This window comes from Shewanella sp. MBTL60-112-B2, assembly GCF_019655055.1.
Lineage (GTDB): Bacteria > Pseudomonadota > Gammaproteobacteria > Enterobacterales > Shewanellaceae > Shewanella.
This window is the reverse complement of record NZ_BPFA01000053.1, coordinates 1-10,816: the sequence shown is the minus strand read 5'-3', so window position 1 is coordinate 10,816 and position 10,816 is coordinate 1. Positions and strand designations below refer to the sequence as shown.

The 10,816-nt window shown below is 43.7% G+C and carries 9 protein-coding genes; 2 read left to right on the top strand and 7 right to left on the bottom strand.

Features of this window, described 5'->3' with window-relative positions; translation table 11 throughout:
* Positions 1–987 precede the first annotated feature (987 nt).
* Entirely contained in the window at positions 988–2,142 is a 1,155-nt protein-coding gene (gene nhaA / locus K5Q73_RS20990) for a Na+/H+ antiporter NhaA (protein ID WP_220760218.1), read from the top strand.
* Between the two features lie 571 nt (positions 2,143–2,713).
* Here the strand turns inward: nhaA and K5Q73_RS20985 are convergent.
* The 6 genes from K5Q73_RS20985 to K5Q73_RS20960 all read right to left on the bottom strand — a co-directional run bounded on the left by K5Q73_RS20985 (position 2,714) and on the right by K5Q73_RS20960 (position 8,113).
* Positions 2,714–3,931 (bottom strand): tetratricopeptide repeat protein, encoded by a 1,218-nt coding sequence (locus K5Q73_RS20985; RefSeq protein ID WP_259650725.1) that lies wholly within the window; start codon positions 3,929–3,931, stop codon positions 2,714–2,716.
* 318 nt (positions 3,932–4,249) lie between these two features.
* Entirely contained in the window at positions 4,250–5,197 is a 948-nt protein-coding gene (locus K5Q73_RS20980; protein ID WP_220760222.1) for a hypothetical protein, read from the bottom strand.
* Complete coding sequence (locus K5Q73_RS20975; RefSeq protein WP_259650726.1) at positions 5,187–6,101, bottom strand: hypothetical protein; 915 nt, start codon at positions 6,099–6,101, stop codon at positions 5,187–5,189. Before K5Q73_RS20975 ends, K5Q73_RS20980 begins: the two co-directional genes overlap by 11 nt.
* A gap of 30 nt (positions 6,102–6,131) precedes the next feature.
* On the bottom strand, positions 6,132–7,022 hold the full coding sequence (locus tag K5Q73_RS20970; protein ID WP_220760224.1) for a hypothetical protein: 891 nt from the start codon (positions 7,020–7,022) through the stop codon (positions 6,132–6,134).
* 2 nt (positions 7,023–7,024) lie between these two features.
* A complete protein-coding gene (locus tag K5Q73_RS20965; protein WP_220760226.1) occupies positions 7,025–7,756 on the bottom strand; it encodes a hypothetical protein in 732 nt (243 codons plus the stop codon).
* Between the two features lie 45 nt (positions 7,757–7,801).
* Positions 7,802–8,113: a hypothetical protein gene (locus tag K5Q73_RS20960; RefSeq protein WP_220760228.1), complete on the bottom strand. Its 312-nt coding sequence runs from the start codon at positions 8,111–8,113 to the stop codon at positions 7,802–7,804.
* 302 nt (positions 8,114–8,415) lie between these two features.
* Here K5Q73_RS20960 and K5Q73_RS20955 point away from each other — a divergent pair, with 302 nt between their 5' ends.
* Complete coding sequence (locus K5Q73_RS20955) at positions 8,416–9,861, top strand: DUF1176 domain-containing protein (RefSeq protein WP_220760230.1); 1,446 nt, start codon at positions 8,416–8,418, stop codon at positions 9,859–9,861.
* 75 nt (positions 9,862–9,936) lie between these two features.
* Here K5Q73_RS20955 and K5Q73_RS20950 read toward each other — a convergent pair whose 3' ends face one another.
* On the bottom strand, positions 9,937–10,482 hold the full coding sequence (locus K5Q73_RS20950; protein WP_374706896.1) for an isoprenylcysteine carboxylmethyltransferase family protein: 546 nt from the start codon (positions 10,480–10,482) through the stop codon (positions 9,937–9,939).
* Positions 10,483–10,816 lie beyond the last annotated feature (334 nt).

The following is a 10,816-nucleotide window of genomic DNA, read 5'->3' as shown; positions in this document are numbered from 1 at the left end:
GCGATATCAAGACCAATTGTAGTAATGTTCATAGTGGACCCGTCCTCTTTCTGATGAGTTTAAGCAACTACATCGTGGCCCATTGCGAGGCCGATTAAAAGTGGATGGGTCCATTCCATTATCCATGCCTCAATCACGAGGTTGTTCTTCAATAACCTCGGCAACTCCGATGGGGAATTGGTGTTATCTTCACGTTCAGTAACTAGTTTTTGCCCTAAAGTTGGTTAGCCTTGGAATGAAGGCTGATTACATTTTTTAGTTTTGTGGCTACAGAGAAGCGCATTTTGCGTTGTGGCTACATAGCTATCAATCGCCAGCAGCGGGTTCTGGACAGGATGTCCGAATGTCGTGCTTACATGGATGTGAAGGAACGACCTTATGTGCAGACACTGCTGAAGCTCGCCTCAAGTACGTCTGACCTCCAAGGATGGAGGAAATGCCAAATCCTGTATGGAACAGAATTGGCCCTGTGAGCTCTGCGATGTCAAACAACATCCGTGTTTAAAGGCCAGTTCGGCATCCAGCCTCTCTTTCGAAAGCTTGATAACTTCGTTATCTCTGACCCTGTCATGGACGGTCACGGCCGCATCTACACTTGATATTTGGCGTACTCATTAGGGCTAATCGTTTTTTGGTCTAACTTGGAAATGTCCCATTTCGTCTTAGGTACACAGCTAGGAACAGCATATGCTTCCTCATAAGCACCAGAAAAGATTATTCAAAACCGTCATTTTAAAGTTACTAAGTGGCTCACATAAAACGATGGAGGGGGGGATGGTGACGACGAATTAAATGAAACAGTGCTTGGGTCAAAGAACCCATTGCTAAGCATCTTAAAAGCCGGCAAACAGCGATACACTTTTGCTTAGTGAATACATCGGTTATTCCGAGCTTAAGCGGTTAAATGATCGACTATTTCGTGTGTTAATGTGTTGGTATAATGAATAAGAATATGAATATGAATCTAAATGGAATGTAGGGGAAGCTATGAGCACATTTATCCGCGATTTTTTCAAAATGGAGTCCGCGGGCGGGATCTTGTTAATCATCGCAGCAGTATTAGCTATGATAGTTGCAAACTCACCAGCTGGTGATGCCTACCAGAGTTTTTTAGGTTCGTATGTCATGGGCTTATCGATCTCTCATTGGATCGATGATGCTTTAATGGTGCTGTTCTTTCTATTGATTGGTTTAGAGGTTAAGCGCGAGTTATTAGAAGGTGCGTTGAAAAGCAGAGAAGAAGCGATCTTTCCTGCCATCGCAGCGATTGGTGGAATGCTTGCACCTGCGCTTGTCTATGTCTCTTTTAACTATGCTGATGCAGAAGCACTAAAGGGTTGGGCAATTCCTGCTGCGACTGACATTGCTTTTGCCTTAGGCATTATGGCGTTGCTTGGAAATCGCGTTCCTATTGCACTCAAGGTGTTCTTGCTGGCGTTGGCAATCATTGATGATTTAGGTGTAGTTTTGATTATCGCGCTGTTCTATACCAGTGATCTCTCCATACTGGCTTTATTGGTCTCGCTAATCGCTGTGGCAATATTGGTCATCATGAATGTCAAAGGTGTCACCAAGTTAAGTGCTTATCTATTTGTTGGCTTTATTTTGTGGGCTGCGGTCCTGAAATCCGGAGTGCATGCAACGCTCGCTGGTGTAATCTTAGGATTTATTATCCCCCTCAAAGGAGACATTAACAAAGAAGGTCACTCACCATTAAAACGCTTAGAACATGGTTTACATCCCTATGTGGCATTCTTAGTTCTTCCTATCTTCGCTTTCGCTAGTGCAGGTATATCACTTAAGGGAATCTCATTGGCAGACCTTACATCCATGCTACCTCTGGGTGTTGCCCTTGGGTTATTAATCGGTAAACCTCTGGGGATCTACACCTTCAGTTGGGCTGCGGTTAAGCTTGGTTGGGCAAAGCTACCGAAAGGCGTAGAATTTTCTCATATTTTTGCGGTATCGATACTTTGCGGTATTGGCTTTACTATGTCGATTTTTATCTCAGGATTGGCATTCGCAGATGCAAGCGCAGAATATGACACGCTTGCAAGATTGGGCATTTTAATCGGTTCAACTATTTCAGCGCTAGTAGGTTATATGTTGTTAGATCGCTCGCTACCAAAGAAGAGTGCCTAACCATGACGCCTGTCAAAATGTTGAACCCGGGGTGTAATTTGGGCTTAATCAGGTAACTGAAATCTTGCGCCAGTATATGGCAGTTATTAGATAAGAAAACTTGATTAGATGAATGCTGATGTGTGAATACGGCAGTGACCTTCGGCAGTAGGGAAGCTGTCGTAGAGGCTATAGGGACACTTCTTACGAAATCAAAAGCCGCGCCGAGTCACTGAAGTGTTCGCACATTCAGCAACAGGCTATAAATCTAATGAAACAGAAAATCTAGAACAGGCATAACTCTTTCAAAGCACTAATCTCACCACGAAGCGCTTTGCTTTCACGGAGGTCACGAAGAAGAACGTAGAGCAAAGAAACAACATGTTTAATGACAAGCTTTTCTTCGTGTAGCGTAGCGCTCCGTGTCCCAATAACATCCGTGTTTAACGGCCAGTTCGCTATCCCTAGCTCTCGCTTATTAGCACATGGCTTCACCATATTCGCCGTGGTGAATAGCTTTTGTCCAGAAATGAGTTTGGATTTATAATGGGTGGATTGTTAGTTAAATCGAAACATCAGACATCAATGTGCATCAATGCACTGTGCGAGATTCCGTACTATTTTGCTTTAACGCTTCTAGCGCTTTCTTATGTCCCAGCGCTGCCGCTCCTTGATACCACATGTCTGCAATATGTAGATTCTGTGGTTCACTCTTATCCGATTCATATATGGTGCCCAATACATACTGTGATTCAGCATTTCCTTGCTTGGCCGCGGCCGTGTACCATGTTATTGCCTCAGACATGTTTTTGACCACTCCATCGCCCAGTTCAAACATCACCCCAAGGTTATGCTGCGCATCGGGTAGCCCTTGTTCAGCCGCTTTCAAATAGCACCTTATGGCTTTGGCTTTATTAACTGTTGTACCTTCCCCTAGTTCGTACATTGAGCCTAAGTGAAACTGGGCTTTTGCATTCCCCTCATTGGCCGCCTTCTGATACCAAACAAAGGCGTTTGCTTTGTTTTCTGCAACTCCTGACGCAAAATCATAAGCAGAACCAACATAAAATTGGGCCGCAACATGGCCTTGCTCAGCGGCTTTCAGATACCAAATAAACGCTTGCTGTTTGTTTTCTTCAGTTCCGACCCCAAAAGAAAGCATTCTAGCCAAATCATACTGTGCTTCATCAAGGCCCATATCTGCGGCTTTTTTAATCCAATAGATTGCTTCTGGATAATCTTCCTTCGTTGAATGAAAGATCATGCCGATAGCATAAAGTGCATCGACATGATTTTGCTCTGCGGCCAAGTAATACCAATCCAGTGCTTCTTGTCTGTTCTCTGGTACGCCAATCCCATAATCATAGAGGGTCCCGAGTGTATATTGCGCGTCAGCAACGCCTTGTTCTGCCGCTTTGCGATACCATTTAATGGCTTCTTGTCTGTTCTTTGGTACGCCAATCCCATAATCATAGAGGGTCCCGAGTGTATATTGCGCGTCAGCAACGCCTTGTTCTGCCGCTTTGCGATACCATTTAATGGCTTCTTGTCTGTTCTTTGGTACGTCAATCCCATAATCATAGAGGGTCCCGAGTGTATATTGCGCGTTTGCAATACCTTGTTCTGCGGCTTTGCGATACCATTTAATGGCTTCTTGTCTGTTCTTTGGTACGTCAATCCCATAATCATAGAGGGTCCCGAGTGTATATTGCGCGTCTGCAACGCCTTGTTCTGCTGCTTTGCGATGCCACTCAATGGCAGAATCTGGGCTACTCTCAGAACTCCCATCAGAGCTTACACACCCGCCCAACAAGAAAACTATGAATAAAATTAAAACTCTCATATCTACTCTCTTACAACACAAGTCTTTGACGATTTTTTGTCACTTTTAGCGCACCATAAAAAGTGTGTTCCGATCGTTTATCACCTCTTGAAAACTAGTTTTGTCTTTAACTGACGACATTCGCAGTTATATCTAGTGAAAACAATCAAACATCATCGCCTTGCGCCAGTAGTCTGGTGATAGCAGTCTTGTGCTAGATATCTGGTGATAGCTGTCTTGTACTAACTGTCTTGTACTAACTGTTTTGTGATAGCTTTCTGGTAATAGCTCTCTTGTGATAATTGCCTACCAACGCTTCCACCATCGTTCAGTGCTCTGCCAATCCCTTTTATCATCAAATCCAGAATCTAGAATGTAATAACGTTCACCATCAAACCTTAAGCGGGTAATGGTAGTACGGCTTTGAGTGCTATCGGTGAGTTTAGGTAGGGCACCTGACAGCTTGGTTTTGGTTAGTAGCTTTAAGTCGGCAAAGCCTTTGTTTTGTTTCGCTTCAATATGCAGCGCACCTTTGCCAGTTTCAACAATGTAACGCTGCTCAAGGCTCGCTTTGTCATTAGCTTTGTCGCTAGCTTCAGCATTCGTTTTGTTGCCATTACTTACGGGATTGTAGCTACTCTGTTCGTCTTGCCATATTTTCCAATAATATAGCGGTAGCTTCTCTACCACAGGAATAAGAAAACGTCCTTGGTGGACAAATAAACTTAAGTAGTCGGACTCAAATTGCATCGCCCCGTTAGGGTGTTGCTGGGCTAGCACTCGCACACCCAGTGCGCGTGTATCGCTGTTAAGTTTGTAGTTGGCAGTATCAATCCAAAGCGGCGCTTGTACAGCCGTGTTTTGCTCTTTGTTATCAGGGATTGCTGGAACAAGTGTCAAACCTGAGCGCTCAGTTAAACTCCCTGTATGACGAGCGATAACCTCATGAGTCTCTGTATCCATAATAACGGTGCGCAGGGTGTAATGTCTTTCACCTGCAAAGCTGCCGCCTGTCCATTGTAAATAAGCGCCCATGGTCAATTGCTCTTGGTGGGGCAACTGCTTACATACCGCGGCGCTGAATCCTTGAAAATAACCACTGTCATTTTCCATCGCTTCAAGGGCATCAATGCTACATTCTTGCTTAGCATGGCTTGTGGGCGAAAATACAACCGCGCAAGTCAAAATCACAGCACTAAATAGTGCGGGTAATCTGCAGCTGAATGGGGTTGTTGTAGGCTTGTTAGTTAGCATCTTGGCTCTCCGATTGACTGCTGTTTTGGTTTATTTGCCAAAACTCTGGGGCGGGGAGTCGCTCAGTGATAACCGGGTAACGTTTACCATCATATTTAAGCTCGCTGCTAAAATTGATGGGCTCTACCTGATCGTATTCACCGTCGGTACGGTATTGTTGCCCCTGAGCCACTAACATCAAATCATGGTAGCCATTGCTGGATGTGGGTAACACTTCAACTTTGCCTTGTACGCCATAATGCAGATAAACCCCACCATTACTGCCAGCCGTATCAGTGCCTTCTAGCTCGTAATCCAGCGGCAGTTGTTTAAGCACTGGGCGTAGCTTGTCTCCCTCTTGAACAAATAGGCTAAGAAAACGATTGGTTTTGAAGGTGCGGTACTCATGCTCTTGCGGCGATGTGTCGTAATTAGCAAGATCGAGGATCAGACCAAATGCTTGAGTATTGTCGCTCAGAGCATATTGGCGGCTATCGATACTATTGCTGTCTGAGTGACTTTTGATAGCGCTACTTTCTTGGATCACGCCAGTATAGCTAGCTTCAACTTGGTTACTGTAACGATTAACCAAGAGTACTCGCCACAGGTTACTCGAAAATCCATCTGCATCTGATTGATAATATTGAAAGTAAGACAGTAATGCTTGCTCTTTATTATGGGGCAATACTCTACAAACCGTATTGTCTGTGGCTAAGCTAAGACCGTACTTTCTGGTTACCAGCGCGGCATCAAAATCGAGAACGCTACTTAACTGGTTTAAGCTGCAATCTTGTTGTTGGTTCTTTTGTTGCTCATAGCTCTTTTGTTCATAGCCTTCGTGCTCAAGGCTGTCTTGTGCGTAGCTATTTGCATTGAAAGCTATGGCTGACAGTAATGCCGTAAATATGAACAATGGTTTCATCATGAATTTCATCCGTATGCTTTAGCCATTTAATTAGTTGGGGAGGGCGCGATAAATCGCCGTTTTATAGCCACGAACCTGCACGCCATTACGAAGCGGGATTGAGTATTCGGCCGAAGGCCTGTTGCTGTAATCGATATACTGTGGCGTGGCGTAATAAAACACGCCTCGATACTGCAGCGGTAAGTCTTTTTGCTGCAGCAGATCATATTGCAGGTTATAACTGCTGATAGGCAGCGGCTTACCGTTACTGCTAAAAACTTCTTCACCAAGCTTATCGGCGAGGGCTTTGGTGGTTATTTGTGCGCCACCATCTTCTACCCAGTTAGCGATTAATTTGCCTTTAGCATTATGTTTAAGCGGCATTAATATGGTGTCTTTGATAATTGGGATGTTGGTGACTTGTGCCAGCTTGTTTTGCTTGCGCAGTAAGTTTTGTACTTGAGCTGCGGAAACCTTCTGTATATGTGGCGCGTTAATGCCATAAACCAAGTGATCACAAGTGTTATCGTCATAGCCTAAATTGATGCATGCGGCGCCCCAGTCTGGCATGCTGATCTCAATTAGTGCAGCGCCGTAACCTGCATATCTAGTTCCATTGTCCTCAAAGTGACTGTCAAGAATATGGTAACCAACAGCGCGGCGACTGGCTTGCCAACGCTCATCAAAAGATTCACTACGCTTGCCTTCACAAAGCAGAAGCGGGAAGGGAAGTCGGTTACCTGCACTTGCCGCTTGATACATGGCTTTGTGCTCATTGTTATCGAATTGACAGCTGCCTAAGTCGAGCATCAAGGCTTGAATTTTCAGCGCATTTTCAGCATCAACACGGCTTGGCAACAGGCTACAGCCGCTGAGTAAACAGATGCTGGTAATACAAGTTGCGAGTAAGGCTTTAGACCCAGTGTTTGTTAATATCGACATGATTATTGGGGGGACCTTTTTGAGTCTGAGCTTGAGTTTGAGTCTGGAGCAGGATCTGAATCTGCAATAAACTTGCGCGCCTGTTCAAGGTTCATCGATTTTTTGCCTGTGATAGCTTCTGCTTTTAAGGCGGCTGATTGTGCAATAATCTGTTGCAATAATTCATCGGTGAGCAGGGTGTATTTTTGGTAGGTGAAACCCAGTATTGATTTATCACCATATAGCGCGAGTTTGTCTCCCGATTGATAACTATCCCAATCCTCTTTTTTAATGCCGCAGATGTAATCGTTGCCCCAGAAGCGATAACCTCCAAGGTATAGACCACCATCGCAGGTGCGGCTGTAATAGCCAAAGCGTTTATCGTCTATGGTGGCAATCGTGATGGCTTTATCGGCGAGCAGGATATGCAGTAGTACAGGTAATCCTTTAGCTAATGAAAAGTGCAATAGAATGGGAATGCCGATAGCGACAGATAAGATAACCTTTACAGGGCTGCGAGGCTGATTATCAAGATTAACTCTTAGCCATGAATTCTTCTGCTTTAACCCCCAAAACATAGTAATAAGCAAAAACACCGATAGCACAGCGGCAATAATGCTGAGTTGCTCATATATCTCGTCATTGACTAATGTACGACTAAACACTGAAACTAACATCAGTGCCAATAACAGCATAAAAATATACGCCAGTAGCTTTTGTAACTTAGTGGTTTTTGGCGCGAAGATATTACCCATGCATTTCCTTAGCTTGTGGTGTTGAGAGTCCTTGAGCCTAATACGTTACGATAAAAGGTAGGGCAGGTTTTGTGATAAAAAGTAAATGATCAAAATGATCAGCGGGCAATTTGCCCATGACCCGTAGCGCAGGCTTTTATAATAAACCTTGGAAAACACTAAGCTGCCAATCACCAGTGCGCTTACCCAAACAATGCATTTAAAGATAAACAGTAGGCCTGTGCCAACACCTTCATGGTCGACACGTACCACGCCAATCAGAAAGTTGGGGCCGATAAATTGCAGTAATGGGATCGTAATAACAAATAAGGCCTTTCCGAGCTGAGTTTGCATTAATGTTGAGATAGCATTTGGCATTTTTTTAGTAGCTTAATATGAAGTCATTGATAATCGCTAATTGGTGGCAGCGATTCACTTTAAATTTTTAAATAATAAATACAATAGTTTATCGGCATTGGTTAAGGCATTACAATGCAATGGAGTGAAGTGCTTACTGTTGATGATAGTTTTGTGACTGACATAACAAAGTCAAAGTGCCATGAATAAAATTCGATGCGTTTACATTACAGTTGCAAGCTGATAATCAACTTAGTAATGAGATTAACGTCACTCTTTAATAGTGCTGTTCGGTTTAATCATTCTTCTTGGAGCTTTTACAAATGCAGGGTTTTATAGGGCTAGTGAGCTTGTGTTCACTATTCATTTCTTTGTCGGTTGTAGCAGAACAAGTGCAGAGCTTTGCTCATGGTGACTGGCAAGTGGTGTGTGACAATACTCATACCTGCCGTGCTGTGGGGTATCACAATCAAGAATTGCAGCATAAGCAAGGGGAATACGCACCCGTTTCTGTGATATTGGAGCGTGCTGCTGGAGCCGACGCCGAACTAACGGCGAAAGTGAAGTTTGGTCAGATAGTAATGGATGGCGCAGATAACAGCCAAACCGAAGCAGATCCAATTACCCTGAGTATTAACGATAGCTATCCGAGCTTATTATCGCCTGAGCTGCCTGCTTATCAGCAGATGGATCTTAACTTTAGTGGTGAGCATGAGTTAACTAAATCGCAGCTGGGGCAATTACTTAATGCCCTAACCATGAAAGGCCAAGCATCGATAAAATTTATCAATAGTGCAGGTAAAGTGTGGCAGCTATCGGCAACAGGCTCTACCGCCGTTTTATTAAAAATGGATGATTTTCAAGGCTTAGTTAACACGCCTTTTGCGATAGTGAAAAAAGGCCCGCGTACCACTACCATTGTGCAGCCAAAGCAAGCGCCTGTTATTTCAATTCCTAAGCAGTTACCTGCAACGACAGAGGCGGATCGCTCATTAGCTAGTCACCCTGACTTCATCACTAAGATGCAAGCCGCTATCAATCAGTCATGCGATATTGCTCCTGCAGAAGATGGCAAGTTAGCGCTCAACGTATCAAGACTGAGTGAGCATCAGCTGGTGGTCACTGCGACGTGTTGGTTTGCTGCATACAACTATGGTGACGCAGTATGGCTGGTTGATGATAATCCTAAGATTGAACCTAAGTTTATTACCGACAGTGCGACCAACTACAGCGATGGCACAATTTATGAGTTTATGCGCGGACGCGGGGTTGGCGATTGCGTTTCCGAAAGACGCTATATCTGGAATGGCAGTGAGTTCATTTTAGCTGATTCATACTCTACCGGAGCTTGCCGAGAAATTGCCGCTGGTGGGGCTTGGTACCTTCCTACCACAGTGAGTACGGTGGTTGTTGGTGATGATCCTGCCGCAGGATTTGATTGTCTGTCTGAGCAAGCTTATAGCACAGAAGGTATGACTAAGTGCGGCCTGCGAGAATTAGCGAGTGTCGATTTAAAAGTTGCTGAAGTTATTAAATCTATTAATGCCCTTGAGCTGGTGGCAAGTGATAGCGAGTTAACCGCAGCCTTTAGTCAGGCGGAGGCCTCTTGGTTAACTTATCGTAATGATGTTTGTAAGGCTGAGATGCTGACATATGTTGAAGGCTCGATGGCGATGCCAGTGTTGATAGGCTGTAAGATTGAGCTATCAAAAAAGCGCTTAAGGGAGCTGCAGTTAACCAAAGAGTCGCTTATTTTCCGCGATTTTTGATTGTTACAAAGATAATTTTGAGCCGATATTCAGGATTGAAAATCGGCTGTTATCATATAGCCTCTTTTATCTGTTTTATATCCATGGCCTGACACGTTTTTTATAGTCGATAAACGTTTGGCCAAATATTCCTTCAAGAGCACGCTCTTCAGGCGCAATCTGAAATCGCTGCATGTAAAGCATAAAACCTACTATTCCAAGCAGACTCCAAAGCGACGCTAAATAACAAGCCCAAGCACAAAGGGACAATGCCATACCTAAATACATGGGATTACGGCTGCAGTTAAACATACCTGAAGTGACTAGTGCGGAGGCGGTATCGGGCTTTAGTGGGTTTACCGTTGTTTTGGCTTGTTTAAAGCTGACCACGCCAGCAATTGCTGAAAAGATCCCTAGAAATAAAAATAAGCCTGTGGCGATAAATTTTATGCCTAACAGTGTTGTATCACTGATTATTTTGTCGTTAGAAGTTAACAGCACGATAGCCCACATCAAAAATGCGAAAATCACTGTGACGATAGGTGGAGGGATTTTATTTTCTAACTTACTCTCTAACATGCTGTAATGCTCGTCCTTTGAGTCGTCTAAGTCGTTACAAAATAATAGGTGAATGGCTGACAACAATAAATAGCTTATCTTGATTAATCGCTAGCAGATAGTGGGTGTTAAGAGGGAGGAAGGCTTCTATCTAAACACCTCATTTAGACCTTTCACTAAAATAGTTAGGGGAGGGGAAAATATTGCAAAGCCAAAAGTAGACAGGTGTTTAGTCTGTTGTAATTGCTGTTTAACTCTTCAAATAGACGAAATAATGGTTATCTTGGTTATTCAACACGAATGAAATATTGAATTTTGGGTCGAAATTTATACTTATTATTGAGTATTTGGTAAATATTGCTGAATGATTCAGAAATAATTAGTGATCTAGCTTCAAAAAATTCATCTTCCTAAATCA